Source organism: Pseudoalteromonas sp. PAB 2.2 (assembly GCF_001938575.1).
GTDB classification, from domain to species: Bacteria; Pseudomonadota; Gammaproteobacteria; order Enterobacterales; family Alteromonadaceae; genus Pseudoalteromonas; species Pseudoalteromonas lipolytica.
The window spans coordinates 35,328-55,798 of record NZ_LYPI01000022.1; the positions used below are offsets into that span (position 1 = coordinate 35,328).

18 protein-coding genes are annotated in these 20,471 nt (G+C 41.7%); 13 read left to right on the top strand and 5 right to left on the bottom strand.

What is annotated here, in order from left to right:
• Positions 1–156: 156 nt before the first annotated feature.
• Positions 157–2,529, bottom strand: a complete 2,373-nt coding sequence (locus tag BWD47_RS18045) for a diguanylate cyclase domain-containing protein (protein ID WP_083633686.1) — start codon at positions 2,527–2,529, stop codon at positions 157–159.
• Positions 2,530–2,708: 179 nt separating this feature from the next.
• Between BWD47_RS18045 and erpA the strand changes: the two genes are divergently transcribed.
• The 4 genes from erpA (at position 2,709) to BWD47_RS18065 (ending at position 8,068) form a co-directional block, all read left to right on the top strand.
• Positions 2,709–3,047 carry an iron-sulfur cluster insertion protein ErpA gene (gene erpA / locus BWD47_RS18050; RefSeq protein WP_036966451.1) on the top strand — a complete coding sequence of 113 codons (339 nt, stop codon included), beginning with the start codon at positions 2,709–2,711 and terminating at the stop codon, positions 3,045–3,047.
• A 103-nt stretch (positions 3,048–3,150) separates the two neighbouring features.
• Complete coding sequence (locus tag BWD47_RS18055; RefSeq protein WP_036966455.1) at positions 3,151–4,248, top strand: efflux RND transporter periplasmic adaptor subunit; 1,098 nt, start codon at positions 3,151–3,153, stop codon at positions 4,246–4,248.
• 2 nt (positions 4,249–4,250) lie between these two features.
• On the top strand, positions 4,251–7,325 hold the full coding sequence (locus BWD47_RS18060; protein ID WP_065978657.1) for an efflux RND transporter permease subunit: 3,075 nt from the start codon (positions 4,251–4,253) through the stop codon (positions 7,323–7,325).
• A 503-nt stretch (positions 7,326–7,828) separates the two neighbouring features.
• Entirely contained in the window at positions 7,829–8,068 is a 240-nt protein-coding gene (locus BWD47_RS18065; RefSeq protein ID WP_036966461.1) for a helix-turn-helix transcriptional regulator, read from the top strand.
• Positions 8,069–8,185: 117 nt separating this feature from the next.
• Here the strand turns inward: BWD47_RS18065 and BWD47_RS18070 are convergent, their stop codons facing one another.
• The 4 genes from BWD47_RS18070 to BWD47_RS18085 are packed head-to-tail and all read right to left on the bottom strand — an operon-like array spanning position 8,186 to position 11,923.
• A complete protein-coding gene (locus BWD47_RS18070; protein WP_075594430.1) occupies positions 8,186–9,565 on the bottom strand; it encodes an MFS transporter in 1,380 nt (459 codons plus the stop codon).
• 39 nt (positions 9,566–9,604) lie between these two features.
• Positions 9,605–10,222 (bottom strand): peptidylprolyl isomerase, encoded by a 618-nt coding sequence (locus tag BWD47_RS18075; RefSeq protein ID WP_036966468.1) that lies wholly within the window; start codon positions 10,220–10,222, stop codon positions 9,605–9,607.
• Between the two features lie 2 nt (positions 10,223–10,224).
• Positions 10,225–10,776, bottom strand: a complete 552-nt coding sequence (locus tag BWD47_RS18080; RefSeq protein ID WP_036966471.1) for a YajG family lipoprotein — start codon at positions 10,774–10,776, stop codon at positions 10,225–10,227.
• A gap of 13 nt (positions 10,777–10,789) precedes the next feature.
• Complete coding sequence (locus BWD47_RS18085) at positions 10,790–11,923, bottom strand: methyltransferase (protein WP_075594446.1); 1,134 nt, start codon at positions 11,921–11,923, stop codon at positions 10,790–10,792.
• 42 nt (positions 11,924–11,965) lie between these two features.
• On the opposite strand from BWD47_RS18085, the gene BWD47_RS18090 reads away from it, so the two are divergent.
• The 9 genes from BWD47_RS18090 to nqrF all read left to right on the top strand — a co-directional run bounded on the left by BWD47_RS18090 (position 11,966) and on the right by nqrF (position 20,379).
• Positions 11,966–12,553, top strand: a complete 588-nt coding sequence (locus BWD47_RS18090) for an alpha-ketoglutarate-dependent dioxygenase AlkB (RefSeq protein ID WP_075594431.1) — start codon at positions 11,966–11,968, stop codon at positions 12,551–12,553.
• Positions 12,554–12,624: 71 nt separating this feature from the next.
• Complete coding sequence (locus BWD47_RS18095; protein ID WP_074989043.1) at positions 12,625–12,936, top strand: BolA family transcriptional regulator; 312 nt, start codon at positions 12,625–12,627, stop codon at positions 12,934–12,936.
• Positions 12,937–13,045: 109 nt separating this feature from the next.
• Positions 13,046–14,239, top strand: a complete 1,194-nt coding sequence (gene fabV, locus BWD47_RS18100; RefSeq protein WP_075594432.1) for an enoyl-ACP reductase FabV — start codon at positions 13,046–13,048, stop codon at positions 14,237–14,239.
• A gap of 349 nt (positions 14,240–14,588) precedes the next feature.
• Positions 14,589–15,932 (top strand): Na(+)-translocating NADH-quinone reductase subunit A, encoded by a 1,344-nt coding sequence (locus BWD47_RS18105; protein WP_036969071.1) that lies wholly within the window; start codon positions 14,589–14,591, stop codon positions 15,930–15,932.
• A gap of 4 nt (positions 15,933–15,936) precedes the next feature.
• The gene (locus BWD47_RS18110) at positions 15,937–17,139 is read left to right on the top strand and encodes an NADH:ubiquinone reductase (Na(+)-transporting) subunit B (RefSeq protein WP_036966483.1); all 1,203 of its coding nucleotides are present in this window, start codon (positions 15,937–15,939) and stop codon (positions 17,137–17,139) included.
• Positions 17,132–17,884 carry a Na(+)-translocating NADH-quinone reductase subunit C gene (locus tag BWD47_RS18115; RefSeq protein WP_036966485.1) on the top strand — a complete coding sequence of 251 codons (753 nt, stop codon included), beginning with the start codon at positions 17,132–17,134 and terminating at the stop codon, positions 17,882–17,884. The genes BWD47_RS18110 and BWD47_RS18115 overlap by 8 nt, the downstream gene beginning before the upstream one ends.
• Positions 17,884–18,516, top strand: coding sequence for an NADH:ubiquinone reductase (Na(+)-transporting) subunit D (locus BWD47_RS18120; protein ID WP_036966488.1), 633 nt, complete (start codon positions 17,884–17,886; stop codon positions 18,514–18,516). Before BWD47_RS18115 ends, BWD47_RS18120 begins: the two co-directional genes overlap by 1 nt.
• Before the next feature lie 10 nt (positions 18,517–18,526).
• Positions 18,527–19,135, top strand: coding sequence for an NADH:ubiquinone reductase (Na(+)-transporting) subunit E (gene nqrE, locus BWD47_RS18125; protein ID WP_016708692.1), 609 nt, complete (start codon positions 18,527–18,529; stop codon positions 19,133–19,135).
• Positions 19,136–19,152: 17 nt separating this feature from the next.
• A complete protein-coding gene (gene nqrF / locus BWD47_RS18130; RefSeq protein ID WP_036966491.1) occupies positions 19,153–20,379 on the top strand; it encodes an NADH:ubiquinone reductase (Na(+)-transporting) subunit F in 1,227 nt (408 codons plus the stop codon).
• Positions 20,380–20,471: the final 92 nt, after the last annotated feature.

Genomic DNA, 20,471 nt, shown 5'->3' on the forward strand with positions numbered 1-20,471 from the left:
TGTTGCTCATTAGCGCTCGTGAAAGCAGCATGAAATATGCAAAGCAGAAATAGAATGACGGATAAATAGGGTGCGCGCATGGAAAATATTTTTTATTAATCGTTTAATAAGTATACGCAAAAAAACACGTTGCAGACATTTTATCTTTTTAATTATTCATTTGTACTGGGGTATGCTTTCATGGCTACTGCGTTTTTGTTTATACATGCGCTCATCGGCTTTATGAAGTAGTTCATCAAGTGATTTAGCATCATCAGGATAGATGGCATAGCCAACGCTCGTGGCAATATTTAAATAGCCAACTTCAGAGGCGATAGGAGCCGAAATAGCATTGATAAACCGTGTAAGTGCCCGTTTCACTTGGCTAAGGTTTTCGATATCGGTTATGACAACAACAAACTCATCGCCACCAATACGCGCGACACAATCTGTTTTACGAGCCGTATCTTGTAATCGTTTGGCTACTTCAACAAGAACAAAGTCACCCATTAAATGGCCGTGGGTATCATTAATAGGTTTAAACTTATCTAAGTCAAAGTATAAACATCCCACCTTTGCCCCGGTGCGTTCACTGCGATCAAATTCGTGTTTTATGAACTTACTGAGTGCATTTCGATTAGCAAGGCCTGTTAAATGATCTGTTTGTGCTAACTGCCTTATTTTCTTCTCTGCCATTACCCGTTTAGTAATGTCAAAGTTAACCCCAATCATACGGTTGCCATAAATACGTCCATCGGCATTTAGGTAACGAGTTTGCCCAGAGGGTAATACTATTTGAAATTCAGCATGAAACTCTTCGTTGTTTAATAGAGCAATCTTGAGTTTATTGGTAACTCGCTCATATTCATCAGGGTGCAGAGTATTAGCCCATGTTGCGTAATCGCCTTTAAACTGTGACTTGGGTATTTCGAACAGGGTATGCATCCAGTCATCCCAAATTAATTCGTTGGTTTCAAAGTTCCACTCCCAAATACCAATGTGCGCTGCATCGGCAGCCATCGACATGCGTTGATGCAAGTTTTCAAGTTCTGTTTTGGCTTGTTTTAGCTCTGTCACGTCTTCTGATACATCGAGTAAATATCGTGCTTTTCCATTACTGTCTTTAATAGCCAGTTTACGAGTACGTAAGTAATGTGTTTTACCGTCAACCGTTACTGGCTTTTCATCTAATGTGATTATTCCGTCTTTATTAAGCACGTCTCGGTCTGTTTGGGCAAAGTTTGCAGCTTCGTCATTACTAAAAATATCAAAATCATTCAGACCTATTAATTGCTCTTTACGTCTGCCAAGCAGTTCTTCGCCAGCTTTATTTACATGGCTAAAACTTAAATGCTCAGCTTCTTTTACAAACAGCATGATGGGCAAGTTATCAAAAATGGTTTGTGTGAATGCTTCCTGATTTTGGATGTCACTTAAATCTTTAATCGTGGCGACATAGGGGCCTTTTTCTTGTTTGCCTATCGAGCTGATTGTGAGTGTGATGGGAAACAACTGTTTATTTGCTCTTTGTCCTTTTAACAGTCGACTTTTACTTTTTTTTGCGTTTGGTATGTTAAGTTGAGAGCCGTTAAATATATCGCTGAGTTCAGCTGATTTTTCAGGGATAAGAAGGTGAATATGTTTACCAATTAAATCATCGGACCGGTAGCCAAATACAGGTAACACGGCTGGATTCGCAAATTCTATAATTCCCGTGCTATTAAAGCTTATAACGACATCTTGAACAGTGTTAAGCACGGCTTTGAGTTTGGCGGATAATAAACTTCGGGCTCTTAATTCAACAATCCCCAGCACAAGAAGGCTCAGCGCCAATAAAACAGTCATCACAAGTTGTGCAAGGGTGGAGTTGTCGTGTGTGTTTATATATACGGTGTGCTCTGTTTCAAATACAGACATCGAAATCATACCAATATAATGCATGCCCGATATAGCACTGCCCATTATAATTGCGCCAAGCAGATTAATGCGGGTGTGATGAATGCCTCGAGATTGTCTCAAATCGTTAATTTTTAACGCAATACCCGAAAGAACAATGGCAACCAAAATAGACAAAGAGAATAACCAAGGCTCATAAGCCATATGAGCTGGCATCATCATGGCCATCATGCCAACAAAATGCATACAGCCGATCCCAGCCCCCATTAAAATACTTCTGAATATGAGTCTTCGACCGTGGCTAAGTGCCGGTGACAATACAATGTAGCTTGCAAATACACTGGGTAGTACCGAGAGTAAAGTAATGGTGGTGTTGTATTCAATGGCAATGGGGAGGGTATAAGCCAGCATACCAACAAAGTGCATGCCCCAAATGCCAATCCCTAAAAAGCAGGAAGCCAGTATTGTCCATATTAAGCTTTCGTTTTTTAAGTGTGAGCTTTTAATGCGACTAGATAGTAAAAAAGACACATACGATGCGAACACCGCAGTAATTATCGAGGCAAAAACCAATAAACCATCATAGCTTGCGGGGATAACCGGTGCGCTATCTATATTGGCATTAATAAAATGGAGCCTTAAATGATCTATCACTATGATGATCCCTCATCGTTAAATTTTGCTTAATTCAAAAGTAGTACAAATAAACATTAGCTCAATGCTAATGGGTTGGCCAATTCGGTCTCGTAAAATATGATGACTTTGTGGCGATACTTGATTAAAACACTCGGGTATTAGATAATCGTCATATCATAGGTTTTGAGGGTTTTGGTATGTCGGATGAGTTGCCAATAAAGTTCAGCGATGCAGCAGCTGTTCGTGTTAAACAGTTAATCGAAGAAGAAGAGAATCCAGATCTAAAATTACGTGTTTATGTAACAGGTGGTGGTTGTTCAGGTTTCCAATATGGTTTTACTTTTGATGAAAAAGCCAACCCTGGCGATTTAGAAATTGTAAAAAACGGGGTGACCTTAGTTGTTGATCCAATGAGTATTCAATACCTTGTCGATGGCACAGTGGATTACACTGAAGGCCTTGAAGGAGCACGCTTTTTTGTCAACAACCCCAACGCAACAACAACCTGCGGTTGCGGCGCTAGCTTCAGCGTTTAAAAAATAATTTGAAAAAAGCCACTTGATGTGGCTTTTTTATTGCTTACACTTCCTAATTATCCCAGCCTAACTATACTTACGCATCATTAGAAGGAATTTTGCGTTGCTAAATCTAAGAACAGCACTCGAAAAGAAACCTTATATTTTAGCTATTTTTATTGTACTTGTGATTGTACTTTGGATGCTTTCTGGCATGACTGAGTCACCGGAAGTCGATGATGAAAATAATCACCAAGTTACAAATTCAGACCGAATTGCCAAAGTACAGGTGGTGCGGTTAACCGCACAAAATATAAATAAAAACCTTACTTTTTATGGTAAATCAGAGCCAGATAAAACCGCCAATATTAGTGCCAGACAAGCAGGCCAAGTAACTGAAATTTTGGTTGAAGAGGGGCAGTTTGTAAAACAAAATGAGATTATCTTACGGCTTGATAAATCAGATTTAAAAGCTCAAATAACCTCGGCCAAAGCGCTGGTTGCTCAATATGAAACTGAATATGAAGGCGCATTAAAACTGAATCAGCAAGGTCTGCAAAATAAAGTACAAACGATGCGTGCTCAAGCATTATTGCAACAAGCTAAAGCGGCGCTTGCGAGTTTAGAGCTGATGTATCAGCGCACAGATATTCGAGCGGCATTTGATGGTGTGATCAACAAACGCTTAGTACAAATCGGTGATTATGTTGGCATTGGTGACCCAATTCTGCAATTGGTTGACCTAGACCCTCTGATAGTGAGAGCCGATGCGACACAAAAAGAAATTCAAGGTTTACAGGTTGGTCAAGCCACGTTTGCCCATGTTCTTAATGATAAAACCTACCCAGGAAAAATTCGTTACATCGCCTCCGTCGCAGATGAAAGCACAAATACATTCAGAGTGGAGGCTGCATTTGCGAACCCAGGTATGCACTACAAAGCCGGGTTTTCGACACAATTAAATATCGAGTTACCCGCAGAACCTGCCATGCTTTTAAGCCCTGCTTTTATGGCATTGGATGAGCAAGGCAATATCGGGGTAAAAATAGTCAATGATGATAATAGGGTAGAATTTAAATCGGTAAATTTAGCAAAAACTACCGAAGAAGGTGTGTGGTTGTGGGGCCTAGGTGAGCAAGCAAATGTGATAACTTTAGGGCAGGGCTTTGTCAGAGCAGGAGATAAAGTTGAGCCTGTATTTGCTGAGGTAGCGAGCAAGTAAGTATGAAAAACTTAATTGAGGCGTCGTTAACTCATACCCGCACGGTATTATCTATTTTTATTCTATTGTTGATATCGGGATGGGTGACTTATCAAACCATTCCAAAAGAAGCCAATCCAGATGTCACCATTCCTTTTATATATGTTTCGATTATTCATGATGGCATTTCGCCAGAAGATGCCGAGCGCCTGCTTGTAAGGCCTATGGAGATAGAGCTCCGCTCAATCGAAGGGGTTAAAGAGATGACAGCCGTGGCAAGCGAAGGCCATGCTTCGGTCACACTTGAGTTTCTTGCCGGTATGGACCCTAAAGAAGCGTTGGCAGATGTACGCGATAAAGTGAGTTTGGCAAAAGCGAAGTTACCCTCTGAATCAGAAGAGCCAGAAGTACATGAAATACTGATGGAAGATCAGCAACCAACCATTACTTTAACGTTGTCAGGTAATTCGCCAGAGCGAGGGTTACTCACATTAGCGCGAAACCTTAAAGATGAGCTTGAAAGTATTTCTAGTGTCCTTGAGGTCGATGTCGGTGGTGACCGAGAAGACATGGTTGAAATTGAAGTTGACCCATTAGCCATGATTTCATATGGGCTAGAACCAAGCGATATCATTCAACTGCTGTCGAATAATAACCGTTTGGTCGCAGCAGGAACCCTCGATACAGGCAAAGGTCGTTTTGCGGTAAAAATACCGTCGGTTTTCGAAACGATTCAAGATGTAATGGAGCAACCTGTCAAAGTCGTGGGTGACCGCGTTGTGCGCTTTATGGATGTCGCAAAAATTCGCAGAGCCTATAAAGATCCAACCTCAATAGCGCGGATTAATGGTCAACAGGCTGTTTCGTTAGAAGTTAAAAAGCGTGCAGGTGAAAATATTATTGATACCGTTGAGCAGGTTAAACATGTGGTTAATGAAGCTCAAAAGCGTTGGCCTGAGCATGTTCGTGTGGACTACACCGGTGATATGTCGAAAGACGTTAAAATGATGCTGTCAGATTTGCAAAACAACGTGCTTTCGGCCGTTTTGCTGGTGGTGATTGTTATTGTGGCTGTACTAGGTGCTCGTACCGCTTTTTTAGTTGGCATTGCTATCCCCGGTTCATTCCTCACTGGGATTTTGGTTATCTCCATGTTTGGCTTAACGGTAAATATTGTGGTGCTATTTGCACTTATTATGGCCGTGGGGATGCTGGTTGATGGTGCGATTGTGGTTAGTGAGTTTGCTGATCGGGAAATGAGTGAAGGAAAACCTCGCAAAATAGCCTACCGTCATGCAGCCGAGCGAATGGCTTGGCCTATTATCGCGTCAACAGCCACAACCTTAGCTGCATTTGCGCCATTGATTTTCTGGCCGGGAATGATGGGCGAGTTTATGAAATACTTACCAATTACATTAATTGCTACGTTATCGGCATCACTGTTAATGGCCCTTGTATTTGTTCCTACTATTGGCGGCTTAATTGGTAAAACGAGGCCATTATCTGCACAGCAAAAACTTGACTTGGCACTGGCTGAATCGGGCGATTTAACGCAAATAAAAGGGTTGCTTGGGCGTTATATCCGAATGCTTGACTTTGCTACGCAGCGACCGTGGTGGAGCTTAACTGCTGCGATTATATTCTCTGTTTTGGTGTTTTTTACTTTTGCCGTATCAAAATTAGGGGTTGAGTTTTTCCCCGATGTTGAACCTAATGGCGTCAATATTAAGGTGCGTTCGTACAGCGATTTATCTATTTATGAAAAAGATGTGATCATGAAAGAGATAGAATCAAGGATCTTAGAAGTCCCAGGTATAAAAACCTTGTATGCAAGGACTGGGGGCAAAGATCAGGTGGGGACGTTCAGAATGAATCTTAAAGAGTGGGATGAACGACCGCCAGCCGAGAATATTATTAGCCAAGTAACGGAAATAACAGCCGGTTTCGCAGGTGTTGAAATTGAACTACGCAAGGATGAAAACGGGCCCGGTGGCGGCAAAGCACTGAGTATTGAGCTAAGTTCAAAGTTTGTAGACGTATTAAATAGCGAGGCAAAAAGAGTACGGCAAGCGATTGAAGATGACGGGGCGTTTCGTAATGTAGACGATACAGCGTCTAAGCCGGGGATTGAGTGGCAGCTTAAGCTCAATCGCTCAGATGCAGCGCGCTTTGGTGCCGATGCAAGTATGTTAGGTGCGAATGTGCAGCTTATTACAAATGGTTTGAAGCTCGGCGAGTACCGACCAGATGATGTCGATGATGAAATTGATATTCGAGTTCGTTTTCCTCACGATAAACGAGATTTAGGCCGCTTAGAAACGTTACGTGTCAAAACCATACACGGACAAGTGCCGATTAGTCATTTTGTTGAGCGCCAAGCCGCTCCTAAAGTTGATACAATTCGCCGTGTTGATTCACAGCGTGTAGTTACCGTTAATGCCGACATGAAGCCAGGTGAGCAGCTTGCCAAAGCGCTGCCACGCTTACAGGCGCAATTAGAAGAGCAAGGTCTCGACCCGCGAGTAAAAATTAAAGTGCGGGGTGAAACTGAAGATCAAGATGAGTCAGAGCTTTTTCTTGAGCAAGCATTTGTAGTTGCCTTGTTCGTGATGGGGATTATTTTGGTTACTCAGTTCAATAGTTTCTATCAGGCATTTTTGATTTTAAGTGCCGTGTTATTCTCAACTGTTGGTGTATTTCTAGGTTTAATTGTACTTCAACAGCCCTTTGGTATTGTTATGTCGGGTATTGGCGTAATTTCACTGGCAGGGATTGTCGTTAATAATAATATTGTGCTGATTGACACTTATAACGTGTTGCGTCAGCAGGGCTTGGCTGCAAAAGATGCAATCCTCAGAACAGGGGCACAGCGTTTACGGCCCGTACTGCTTACTACCGTTACGACAATTCTTGGCTTAATGCCGATGGTGCTACAGGTCAACATTGACTTATTTAATCGCCAAATCGACTTTGGGGCACCTTCTACGCAGTGGTGGGTGCAATTAGCAACGGCCGTAGCGGGCGGGTTAACATTTGCAACAGTTTTAACGCTGGTGTTAACACCCTGCTTGCTTATGCTACGAGATCGCGCGCGCTAGTTAATATAAAGTGACCCTAGTGTTGGGTCACTTTAATCATTAGTAAGAAAAAGCCTAAAACCACTCCAGATATGATCAAAATATAGACGAACCCTTTTTTGCCTTGCTTAATTGGTACACGATTTTGTTTTAAAAAAAGGTACCACGCTACACAGAGTACAATTGGCAACAAAAATAATATACGAAACATTTCCTAGCCTTTTTCAGTATTTACATACACTTTAAGCATAAGTATGCAATTTTTAAAGTTATATTTTCAATTTTACAAGGTTCCAATTGAACGATTTTTTGGTACAGTTAGGCAACTAATAATAGAGCTTGTGCTTTAATTTTAGCTTAAACTTAGACTTGTTAACAAAAACGGTCTATACCTAAAAAGTGGACATTTGTATAATTAACCGTTCACAGAAAAAGTTATTAGTATATAATGTATCCAAGAGTGAGACGGGCAAAATTTCGCTCTAAATTTATTAACTTGAATCATCTAGTAGGAGATGTATTTTATGATGGGTAAAACAGTTTCTTCTGAAGAAAACTCAAAATTAACAAAATGGTTAAAAACTAAACGCCATGAGAAAGGCCATACAATGCGCAGCCTAGCACAGGTTTTAGGTACGCCGCATTCGTTCATTGGTAAAATTGAAAACCAAGAACGTCGTTTAGATGTAATCGAATTTATGCGCTATTGTGATGCGCTAGAAGTGGACCCATACGAAGGTCTTAACTTACTTAAAGAAGCTTAATTATTCATTACACGCAGACAGCCCTTAGCGTGCGTGGTAATGCAAATAGTGCATGGATGCACTATTTAAGACCCCTCTAAATACTGGTTACATTTAATCACATACGTTCTTATTTTGTTAATTGCTCTTATGATAGTTGCTTTCTAATGCATAAAGTTTGTGGCGTATTAAGAATAAAAATACCAGCGACGGAATAACCATAACGGCAGTAAGCACAAAAAACAGTGCCCAATTCCCTGATAACCAGTCATCAATCACCACACCACTGTAGCTTGAGAGTAGAGTTCGGCCTAAATTTCCTAATGAGGCAAGTAAGGCGTAGTGCGTTGCACTGAAGGCTCGGTCACAGAGCATTGATATAAACGCCACCATGGCAACGAGTGACCAAGCTTGTGTAAAGCCATCAACAATAATAGCAAACGCGTATAGGCTTAATTTAGGGCCTGCCACGGCAATCCACGCAAAGGCTAGGTTAGAAGCAGCCATTGCAATACCACTGATAAATAAGCCTTTTACAATGCCGTAGCGCTGATTGAATAGACTACCTACGAAAGTAAAAGCGATAGTAAGAAAAGCGGTACCCACTTTTGAGAAGGTAGCGATGTCGCTATTGCTAAAGCCAATCTCTTTGTAAAACACGATAGACATGCGCCCTAAAAATGCTTCCCCTATTTTAAATAAGAAGATAAACGCTAGTAGCGCGAGCGCGGTTTTTACCCCGTTGCGTGCAAAGAAGGTTCTAAATGGATCAAAAACGGTTACCGCTAACCATGCAAGCACTTTGGCAAATCGCGTTTGCTGTCCCCCAGCGAGTTTTTGCTGGTAGGTGTGCTCAAGTTCAGCTTGGACAACTTCACGGTTTGATTCAGGCTCTTTTGCCCAAAACACACTGCTCATTAATAGCAGCATGACAACGGATAAGAAAAAATAAACTTGGGGCCAGTCAATGGATGGAATATCTGCCATATAAAAGGGCAGGGCACCTAATAGTGCGTAGCCACTCCACCAACCTGATGTCGCCATAGCGGCGGCTGCGGTCGCTTTATGGCTTTCATCCTCGCTTAACGTATCAATACGAAACGCATCAATGGCTATATCTTGAGTGGCAGAGGCAATGGCGATAACTAAACACAGTGCAGCAGCAAACCAAAGGTTCGCTTTGATATCTAGTCCTGCCAGTGAAAAGGTGCCTATAAAAATCACTGACTGACAAAGCAAAATCCAGCTGCGACGCTGGCCAAGCCATTTAAATAATACTGGCAACTTTACGCGGTCGACCAACGGAGACCATAAAAAGTTAATACTGTATGCACCAAACACAATGCCAAATAAGCCAATCATGCTGCGGCTTAACCCTTCATCTTTCAGCCATGCTGACATCACCGAGCCAATCAGTACCCAAGGAAAGCCACTGCTAATGCCGAAGATAAAAATATTGATCAGACGTTTGTCTTTGAAGTACGAAAAGTACTCTGAAATTGAAAGGGTTTTTGTCATAGTGTTGCCGTGTTTGTGGGGGCACCAGCCCCCTAATTATTATTGATTAGCTTCGAGTACTTTTACATTTAAAATAACGACAGGGGTTTTAGGCACAAAGCTGTAACCTATTTTTTCATTGAATGCAGTTTCAACACGCATGATCTTGTCTAAGGTCTCATAACCATCCATAACCATACCAAACACAGCAAATCCCCAATCACGGCCCGGATTCAAGTGATCGTTGTCATCCATGTTAAAGAAGAATTGACGTGTACCTGAGTGCGGTTTACGGTCTTGATAGGCCATGGCGATACTGTACATGTCATTTTTTAGACCGTTACCGCTCTCGTTGAAGATAGGGTCGTTCTCGTGCAGACCGTCGTAGTCTTTATCGTAACCCCCCCCTTGAATTACAAAGTCGCGTTCATTATCTTCATCACGTTCAACGCGATGAAACACGCTTCCTTGATAGCTGCCGTCGGCCACATAAGTTAAGAAGTTATTGACCGTTATAGGGGCGCGAGAGCGGTCCATTTCAACAACAATACTTCCCAACGTGGTCACTATTTCGACCCGTGGAAACATGTTGTCTTTTTGAATAAATTTACCTTCAGTTGCCGCGAATGAACTGTGAGCAAATAATAAAATAAAACTAAGTAATAAAATGCGCTTCATAGTTAACCTTCTAAATAGGCGATTAATTCTGGGTCAGATACAATGCGGGTAATTAATTGTTCAGTCAACTTATTCAGCTGACTCTCAATTTTGGCTCGGTCATGGCTTAGAGGGCCTTCAAGGTTCGCATTGCCATGGTAGACTTTACTGAAGCTACTGTCGTTTCTGATAACTCGCACACCAAACTCGATGCTTGCGGCGCTGGTGTGAGTCATCATTTTTTCAGTGACCACTGCTTGTAATTTATGGATATCAATTTCGAAACGCGTGGTGGCAAGATTAGAAATACTGACACCATTGCGGCTCAACGCGCTATCAAGTGCACTTTTAACAGAATCGGTAATCCCCGGACTTGCAAGCGTTTTGGTTTTATCTGATTCGATAATTTTTAACGTAACATTGTCACCACGTAAATCAATGACACTGGTGCTCACATTACTATTAATTTGAGTGATTTTACCGCTTTGATATACGGGGTTTAAAATTAACTGATTTGGTTGATTGCTGCACGCAGCCAGCAAAAGCACCGCACATAAAGGAAGTATTTTTCTCATTTATATTGCTCCATTAATTATTTTTAATCGCACTAAGCACGACAAACTTTTTATTAGAACCTAATAACTTACAGTTGCCGAACATACGCTTTAATTTTTCATGATAGTCTAAATGACGATTACCAATTATTCTTAACTCGCCGCCAGGTTTAAGCGTCTGTTTAGCTTGTTTAAACATCTGCCAAGCAATGTGGTCTGTGACAGCTTGCGCCTGATGAAAAGGTGGGTTACATAACACCAGGTCAACACTATTCGCTGCAAAATCGGTTAAGCAGTCGTTTTGCACAAACTCACAGTGTGCTAGTTGTTCGGGTAAATTAGTTTCAACATTGAGTCGTGCTGACTCAACTGCCATATACGATTCATCAACAAACGTAAGCTGTGCTTTAGGGCAACGTTTTAAAGCCATTAAACCCACCACACCATTGCCACAACCTAAATCGATGATACTGCGCGCTTTACTGGTTTGTGGTAAATAGTTAAAGAAAAAGCGGGCGCCGATATCTAATGAATCGCGCGAGAAAACATTTGCGTGGTTTTGAATTTCAAATTCGCTGCCCTCCAGTGGCCAGCTAACCGGAAATGCAGCGTGTTTATCTAATCCACTTGTTTTACTTATGACTAAGCGTGATTTTTTTACGGCTAAGCTGGTTGTTGTTTCACCGATAAACTGGCTAAACGCTTTAATTGTCGAGTTATGAATCTCTTTAGTTTTTCCCGCGGCTATTACATCAATACCAGCAGGTAATGCTGCACTAATCGCTGCTAATTGATGTTGCAAATAGCCTAAATTTCGTGGCACTTTTAAGATCACTAAATCAACATGGTTTGGTAAACTCTCAAGTGAGTTTAAGCGCGTTAACGAATCCGCTTTTAACTCATTGGCGTTTAAATTATAAAGGGTGGCCTGATGGGCAATATACGAATCATTAACTGAATAAACGGTTAACTGGTTAAATGCACATGCCAATGCCCCAAAGCTGTCATTGAGAATAAGGACAGAATTTGCGTGTGAATGGTGTTCATGTACATAATCAATTAGGTACTCATCACCAGAGTCCCAGGCCTGGAGGCTACGATTTTTTTGATCTAAAGGAAAACGTTCAAGGGTATAGGTGCTATCACCGAGCTGTGCTTGGGTGGTCATCATGTTTTTACGATAAGTATTTAAGTATAGGTAAATTCTAACATGCAACAGCCAAACGCCAACCCTAATCATCTACCAAATGGCTTTTCTTATCAGGCCCAAGCTCTTAGTGCCCAAAAAAGCCTCGACTTATTTTATTACTTAGAGCAAAACCTACATTGGCAACAGCCCGAAATTACGGTGTATGGCAAACGTCATGTTATCCCACGCTTGCAGTGTTTTATTGCTGATGAAAACGTTAATTACGCTTACTCAGGATCAACATTGATTGTTGAGCCTTGGCCTGATGTGCTGGATGCCATGCGAAAACGTTTAACGGCGCAGTTACAGATACCTTTTAATGCTTTATTGGTTAATTTGTATCGAGATGGTCACGACTGTATGGGGTGGCACAGTGATGATGAACCCGAACTTGGCAAGCAACCGACGATTGCGTCTATTTCGCTGGGGGCTGAGCGTGTGTTCAAAATAAAACATAAACACACCAATGAGCAACAGAGTATCGTGCTACAAAGTGGCAGTTGCTTAGTAATGAATGGCACAAGCCAACGGGATTATCTGCATAGTTTACCTAAGCAGCAAAAGCTTAAGCACCCACGAATTAACCTGACCTTTAGATCAATAATGTAAAATCATTGGAAAAATGAACCATCCCCTTGATATAGTAACGCTCAATTATTTTGCTAAAAGGTTTATGACAGATGTCAATGCAACAACAAATTGAGCAAAAGCTCGCCGCGGGTATTCAGTGCAAGCACCTGAATGTTGTTAATGAAAGTCATATGCATAGTCGCGGCACTGATTCACATTTTAAAGTGATTGTAGTGAGTGAAGAGTTTGCAGGTAAGCGCTTACTAGCCCGTCATCGTCAAATAAATGAGTTACTAAAAGATGAGCTTGCTAATCATATTCATGCTTTAGCGATACACACGTTTACGCCTGATGAATTTGCACAACATCAAGGGCAAGCGCCTGAATCACCTGCGTGTATGGGCGGTTCTAAGTTTGATTAATTGGATGGTGTGATCAGTTATATATTTTATATGACTGATCAGACCTGTATTTTTACTATTAGCCTTTAAACTAGCGCTAATTTTTATTGTGATAGATATAGGATGATCAATGGTCATTAAGCCTAAAATTCGTGGATTTATCTGCACTAACGCGCATCCAGTAGGGTGTGCTGAGCACGTACAAGAACAAATTAATTATGTGAAAGCGCAAGGACCACTAAGCAATGCACCTAAAAATGTATTAGTCATTGGTGCGTCAACAGGTTACGGCCTAGCATCACGTATTACGGCTGCATTTGGTGGCGGCGCAAACACCTTAGGTATCTTCTTTGAAAAAGAAGGGGCAGAACGTAAAACAGGGTCTGCTGGCTGGTACAACACCGCTGCATTTCAAGCCGCTGCGGAAGAAGCTGGTCTGTGGTCTAAAAACATCAATGGCGATGCGTTTTCAAATGAAATCAAGCAAAAAGCAATTGAGACTATCAAAGCAGACTTAGGTAAAGTTGATTTAGTTATCTACAGCTTAGCGTCACCACGTCGTACAGACCCAAATACGGGTGAGACATATTCGTCTACATTAAAGCCAATCGGTTCAGATATCACGACTAAAAACTTAAATACGTCTAAGCGTGTGATTGATGAAGTAACGGTTGAAGCGGCAAGCCAAGAAGACATCGACAATACAATTAAAGTAATGGGCGGTGAAGATTGGGAAATGTGGATTGATGCATTAAAAGAAGCCGATGTACTTGCTGATAACTTCAAAACAACAGCGTATACCTATATTGGTAAAGAGTTAACGTGGCCAATTTACGGTCATGCGACAATTGGTAAAGCAAAAGAAGACCTTGACCGTGCAACGCAAGCGATTAAAGAGTCAACAAAAGACTTAAATGGCGAAGCGTATGTGTCTTCTTTAAATGCTGTGGTAACGCAGGCAAGCTCGGCAATTCCAATTATGCCACTTTATATCTCTGCATTATTTAAAGTAATGAAAGCAGACGGTACGTACGAAGGCACCATTGAGCAAATTCATGCGCTATTTACTGAAAACCTTTACGGCGACACGCCTCGTTTTGATGAAGGTGGTCATTTATTCCAAAACTACAAAGAGTTGGAAGACGATGTGCAAGCACGTATACAACATGTTTGGGATACCGTTGATACAGAAACGATTGACGAATTAACCGATTACGTGGGTTACCATAATGAGTTTTTACGTTTATTCGGTTTTGGTATCGACAGCGTTGATTACGAGCAAGATGTGAATCCTGTTGTTGAAATTTCTCAGTTGATCGATTAATCGATAAAAAACGTTAAATTTATAAAAGTCGCTTTTTTAAGCGACTTTTTTGTTTTTTCTCTAAAATAAAACGGCATCAATAGCACTTTGGTCTATATTGAATTTTATTCAAATGGATTTTGTAGTCTAAATAATCACATCAGTCGTATAAATTTAATATTTGCTCTCGCATAGTCACCCTGATTGATGTTAAAATTCGGGCAATATATGTGAGGAGTTTACTGCGTTGCTTGTTTGGGGTGTTAAACAAGCTGTTCTTAGATACTAAGAATTTGACTTGAGCATATCAAAGAGCGACGTAGTTGGTACGATTTTTCAGTTTCTTTCCGTTAATGTAATGCAAGTGCGTATGATCAACATAAAAAAAGGTCTGGATTTACCGATAGAGGGCGCACCTCAGCAAGTTATTCATGATGGCTCTGCCGTCAAACGTGTAGCTGTGCTAGGTGAAGAATATATTGGTATGCGTCCAACCATGCATGTCCGCGTGGATGACCAAGTCAAAAAAGGCCAGGTACTTTTTGAAGACAAAAAGAACCCAGGCGTATTATTTACTGCACCAGCTTCTGGGGTAGTTAAAGAAATTAATCGTGGTGCTAAACGTGTGCTGCAATCTGTTGTTATTGAAGTTAATGGCAGTGAGCAAATCACCTTTGACTCTTTCAAGGCCGACGAGCTTTCGAGCTTAGACCGTGAAAAAGTGAAAGAAGTACTTGTTCAGTCAGGCCAATGGACAGCACTTCGTGCTCGCCCATTCAGCAGAATAGCTGCGTTGGATGCAAATCCTAGCTCTATTTTTGTAACGGCTATCGACACTAACCCGTTAGCTGCAGATCCTGCAGTTATTATTGCTGAGAATTCTGCAGCATTTGAAGCGGGTTTAGCGGTGGTATCTCGTTTAACTGACGGCAAAGTATTTGTTTGTAAACACGCTGGTAGCCAAGTGCCTAGTTCATCAATCCCTCAAGTAGAAGTACATGAGTTTGGTGGCAAACACCCGGCAGGCCTAGTGGGTACACACATTCATCACTTAGACCCAGTTTCTGCTAGCAAGCAGGTTTGGCACTTAGGTTACCAAGACGTTATTGCCTTTGGTAATTTATTCCTAACAGGTGAAATATTCACAGATCGTGTTGTTTCGCTTGCAGGTCCTCGTGTTAAAAACCCACGCCTAGTGAAAACTCAGTTAGGTGCTTCTTTAGATGATTTAGTCGCTGGTGAATTAGAAGACGGTGATAACCGTGTTATTTCTGGTTCTGTTTTATCAGGTTCTATTTCACAAGGTCCACATGCGTTCTTAGGTCGTTACCATGTTCAAGTATCTGTATTACTTGAAGGTCGCGAAAAAGAATTGTTTGGTTGGATTGCGCCAGGTTCTGACAAGTTCTCAGTAACACGTACCTTCTTATCTCACCTAACGCCAAGCCGTCTATTCAACATGACGACTTCGACAGGTGGTTCTAAGCGTGCCATGGTTCCAATTGGTAGCTATGAGCGTGTTATGCCTTTAGACATCTTACCTACATTATTGCTACGTGACTTAATCGCACGTGACCTTGATAGTGCTATAACGTTAGGTGCTCTAGAGCTTGATGAAGAAGATTTAGCGTTATGTACCTTCGTTTGTCCAGGTAAATACGAGTACGGTTCAATCCTACGCGATTGCTTGACTACGATCGAGAAGGAAGGCTAGAGAGATGGGTTTAAAGAAATTTCTAGAAGATATTGAGCCGCATTTTGAACCGGGTGGTAAACACGAAAAATGGTATGCGCTTTACGAAGCTGCAGCGACTATTTTTTACACGCCTGGTTACGTAAATAAAGGCAAAACACACGTTCGCGATAACATCGACCTAAAACGTATGATGATTTTAGTGTGGATGGCGACGTTCCCTGCTATGTTCTTTGGTATGTTCAACATCGGTCATCAGGCCGCAGGTGCGCTTGCACAAGGTTTTGAACTAGCAAACTCGTGGCAAGTTGGTCTGTTCCAATTGTTTGGCGGTGAATTATCTGCTGAATCAGGTTGGGGCGCGAAAATGTTTTACGGTGCCTGCTTCTTCCTACCAATCTACGCGACAACATTTATTGTCGGTGGTTTCTGGGAAGTATTATTTGCTTCAGTGCGTAAGCACGAAGTAAATGAAGGTTTCTTCGTAACGTCTGTATTATTTGCACTAATCCTGCCTGCAACGATTCCTTTATGGCAAGTTGCGCTAGGTATTACGTTTGGTGTTGTAATCGCTAAAGAGATCTTTGGTGGTACAGGTCGTAACTTCCTAAACCCTGCGCTTGCTGGTCGTGCGTTCTTATTCTTCGCATACCCTGCACAAATTTCAGGTGACACAGTATGGACAGCAGTAGATTCATTCTCTGGTGCAACTATGCTAGGTCAGGCAGTTGTTGGCTCACTTGATTACAGCAACATGGAACTATGGTGGAATGCATTCTACGGTTTCATTCAAGGTTCTGTTGGTGAAACATCAACACTTGCACTATTAATCGGTGGTTTATTCCTGATTTATGTGCGTATCGCGTCATGGCGTATCGTGCTAGGTGTTTTCCTAGGTATGGTTGCAACGTCATTCTTACTAAACACGGTTGGTTCTGAAACGAACGCTGTATTTGCTATGCCTTGGCATTGGCACTTAGTATTGGGTGGTTTTGCATTTGGTATGTTCTTCATGGCAACAGACCCAGTATCTGCATCATTCACAGACAAAGGTAAGTTCGCTTACGGTGCGTTAATCGGCTTTATGGTTGTAATGATCCGTGTTGTTAACCCGGCATTCCCAGAAGGTATGATGCTAGCAATCTTATTTGCTAACTTATTTGCGCCATTATTCGATCACTTTGTAGTGCAAGCTAATATCAAGCGGAGGTTGGCACGTAATGTCTAGTAATAACGAATCAATCGGCAAAACGCTAACCGTTGTTGTTGCACTATGTTTAGTGTGTGCAATCATCGTATCGTTTGCTTCAGTTCAGCTTCGTCCTTTACAGCAAGCTAACAAAACACAAGATATTCAGCGTAATATCTTAGCGGCTGCAGACATTGAAGTTTCGGGTACTGTTTCAGATACCTTCAACTCAAAAATTGAAGCACGCGTAGTAGATATGAGCACAGGTGAGTTTGTTGAGGGTGTTGATCCTAACTCATTTGATTTCGAGAAATCTAAATTCGACCAAGCGCGTAGCTTTGCGTTGAAAGCAGAAGGAATTAAAGACATCGCGGGTATCCAGCGTATGACGAAAAATTCACCTGTTTATATCTCGAAAAAAGCAGATGGTTCTACAGATGCAATCATTCTTCCTATCCAAGGTTACGGCCTTTGGGGTGTAATGTATGGCTTCTTAGCGCTTGAGAGCGATGGTGAAACTGTTAAGAACATCAATTTCTTCAAGCACAATGAAACGCCTGGTCTTGGTGGTGAGATTCAAAACCCACAATGGACTGCTAAATGGCAAGGTAAAGAGTTACCAATCAATATCATGAAGAGCGGTGCGAGCAATGAACATCAAATCGATGGTCTTTCAGGTGCAACGTTAACTTCAAACGGTGTTGATCATACAGTTGACTTCTGGACTGGCGAGCATGGCTTTGGTCCATTCCTTGCGAAAGTACGTGAAGGAGCGTTGAAATAATGGCTGATACTAAAGAAATGAAGTCGGTCCTATTTGGCCCGGTATTCGCAAATAACCCAATCGCACTTCAAGTACTTGGTATTTGTTCTGCGCTAGCGGTTACATCAAGCTTAAAAAATGCACTAATCATGTCAATCGCATTGACACTTGTAACTGCGTTTTCTAGCTTCTTTATCTCATGTATTCGTAACCAGATCCCATCATCTGTACGTATCATCGTGCAAATGACGATCATTGCGTCACTGGTAATCGTTGTTGACCAAGTTTTACAGGCATTCTCTTACGCAACTGCAAAAGAGCTATCTGTATTCGTTGGTCTAATCATTACTAACTGTATCGTAATGGGTCGTGCGGAAGCATACGCAATGAAATCACCACCACTGATGTCTTTCTTAGACGGTATCGGTAATGGTTTAGGCTACTCAGTCGTGCTATTAACGGTTGGTTTCATCCGTGAGTTATTCGGTAAAGGTTCACTATTCGGTGTTGATATTATCCCACTTGTACAAAATGGTGGCTGGTATCAACCAATGGGTCTATTGATTTTACCACCGAGTGCATTCTTCATTATTGGTTTATTCATTTGGGTACTTCGTACCGTTAAGAAAGACCAAGTAGAAGCAAAAGCGTAAGGGGCGAGCAGTGGAACATTATATTAGTTTATTTGTAAAAGCGGTTTTCATTGAAAACTTAGCTTTAGCCTTCTTCCTAGGTATGTGTACTTTCCTTGCAGTATCAAAGAAAGTAACCACATCAATCGGCCTAGGTGTGGCAGTTATCGTGGTATTGGGTATTTCAGTACCAGTAAATAACTTGGTTTACCACGCTGTTCTTGCACCGGGTGCATTAGAGTGGCTTGGCTACCCAGAAGCAGACCTTAGCTTCTTACGTTTCTTGACATTTATTGGTGTTATTGCAGCACTTGTACAAATTCTTGAAATGGCATTAGATAAGTTCTTCCCTGCACTATACAACGCGTTAGGTATCTTCTTACCTTTGATCACAGTTAACTGTGCGATCTTCGGTGCGGTATCTTTCATGGTTGAGCGTAACTATAACTTCGGCGAGTCTGTTGTTTATGGTATCGGTTCAGGTGTGGGCTGGGCACTAGCAATTACATTACTTGCTGGTATCCGTGAAAAAATGAAGTACTCAGACGTTCCTGATGGCTTACGTGGTTTAGGTATTACCTTCATCACTGTTGGTCTTATGGGTCTTGGCTTTATGTCATTCTCTGGTATTTCACTTTAAGGTAGCGAGGATAAATCATGAATGAGATTTTCTTAGGTGTTGGTGTTTTCATCGCTATCGTTGTACTACTAGTTTTAGTCATCATTGGTGCTAAATCTAAGTTAGTTGCAAGCGGCGATATCATCATCGGTATTAATGGCGACCCAGAAAAAGCTATTAAAACATCTGCAGGTAGCAAGCTATTAGGCGCGCTGTCTGATTCAGGTATTTTCGTATCATCTGCATGTGGTGGCGGTGGCTCATGTGGCCAGTGTCGTGTACACATTAAAGAAGGTGGCGGCGATATCTTACCAACAGAACTTGATCACATCTCTAAAGGTGAAGCCCGTGAAGGCTGCCGTTTAGCGTGTCAGGTTAATGTTAAAAACGACATGGAAATTGAACTTGAAGAGTCAATTTTCGGTGTTAAGAAGTGGGATTGTGAAGTTATCTCAAACGATAACAAAGCAACGTTTATCAAGGAACTTAAGTTACAAATTCCTGATGGCGAATCAGTTCCGTTCCGTGCCGGTGGTTATATTCAAATCGAAGCCCCTGCGCACCACGTTAAATACGCTGACTTCGATATTCCTGAAGAATATCGTGGCGACTGGAACCACTTTGGTTTCTTCGATCTGGAGTCTAAAGTAGACGACGAAACAATTCGTGCTTACTCAATGGCTAACTACCCAGAAGAAGAAGGCATTATTATGCTTAACGTGCGTATCGCTACGCCGCCGCCAAGAGACCTAAGCCTTCCATGTGGTAAAATGTCGTCGTACATTTGGTCACTTAAAGCAGGCGATAAGGTTACTATTTCTGGTCCATTCGGTGAATTCTTCGCGAAAGACACTGATGCAGAAATGGTATTCGTAGGTGGTGGTGCAGGTATGGCACCAATGCGTTCACATATCTTTGACCAACTTAAGCGCTTAAAATCTAAGCGTAAGATGAGTTTCTGGTATGGTGCGCGTTCTAAGCGTGAAATGTTCTATGTTGAAGATTTCGACGGCTTAGCAGCAGAAAATGATAACTTTGTATGGCATACAGCACTGTCTGATCCACAACCAGAAGATAACTGGGAAGGTTACACAGGCTTCATCCATAACGTACTTTATGAAAACTACTTGAAAGATCATGAAGCGCCAGAAGATTGTGAGTTCTACATGTGTGGTCCTCCAATGATGAATGCAGCTGTTATCAACATGCTTAAAGACTTAGGTGTAGAAGACGAAAACATCTTATTAGATGACTTCGGTGGCTAACACCCATACACAAAACAATTAGTTTTGGTTAGAATACAAGCCTCGTAGCACACCGTGTTACGAGGCTTTTTTATTTCTATACCACTGTCGAT

Coding starts and splice junctions, on each gene's coding strand:
- fabV (WP_075594432.1), top strand. CDS start 13,046: ATGGTCATTAAGCCTAAAATTCGTGGATTTATCTGCACTAACGCGCAT.
- BWD47_RS18120 (WP_036966488.1), top strand. CDS start 17,884: ATGGCTGATACTAAAGAAATGAAGTCGGTCCTATTTGGCCCGGTATTC.
- BWD47_RS18085 (WP_075594446.1), bottom strand. CDS start 11,923: ATGACCACCCAAGCACAGCTCGGTGATAGCACCTATACCCTTGAACGT.
- BWD47_RS18115 (WP_036966485.1), top strand. CDS start 17,132: ATGTCTAGTAATAACGAATCAATCGGCAAAACGCTAACCGTTGTTGTT.
- BWD47_RS18105 (WP_036969071.1), top strand. CDS start 14,589: ATGATCAACATAAAAAAAGGTCTGGATTTACCGATAGAGGGCGCACCT.
- BWD47_RS18095 (WP_074989043.1), top strand. CDS start 12,625: ATGTCAATGCAACAACAAATTGAGCAAAAGCTCGCCGCGGGTATTCAG.
- BWD47_RS18070 (WP_075594430.1), bottom strand. CDS start 9,565: ATGACAAAAACCCTTTCAATTTCAGAGTACTTTTCGTACTTCAAAGAC.
- BWD47_RS18075 (WP_036966468.1), bottom strand. CDS start 10,222: ATGAAGCGCATTTTATTACTTAGTTTTATTTTATTATTTGCTCACAGT.
- BWD47_RS18065 (WP_036966461.1), top strand. CDS start 7,829: ATGATGGGTAAAACAGTTTCTTCTGAAGAAAACTCAAAATTAACAAAA.
- nqrF (WP_036966491.1), top strand. CDS start 19,153: ATGAATGAGATTTTCTTAGGTGTTGGTGTTTTCATCGCTATCGTTGTA.
- erpA (WP_036966451.1), top strand. CDS start 2,709: ATGTCGGATGAGTTGCCAATAAAGTTCAGCGATGCAGCAGCTGTTCGT.
- BWD47_RS18090 (WP_075594431.1), top strand. CDS start 11,966: ATGCAACAGCCAAACGCCAACCCTAATCATCTACCAAATGGCTTTTCT.
- BWD47_RS18060 (WP_065978657.1), top strand. CDS start 4,251: ATGAAAAACTTAATTGAGGCGTCGTTAACTCATACCCGCACGGTATTA.
- BWD47_RS18110 (WP_036966483.1), top strand. CDS start 15,937: ATGGGTTTAAAGAAATTTCTAGAAGATATTGAGCCGCATTTTGAACCG.
- BWD47_RS18080 (WP_036966471.1), bottom strand. CDS start 10,776: ATGAGAAAAATACTTCCTTTATGTGCGGTGCTTTTGCTGGCTGCGTGC.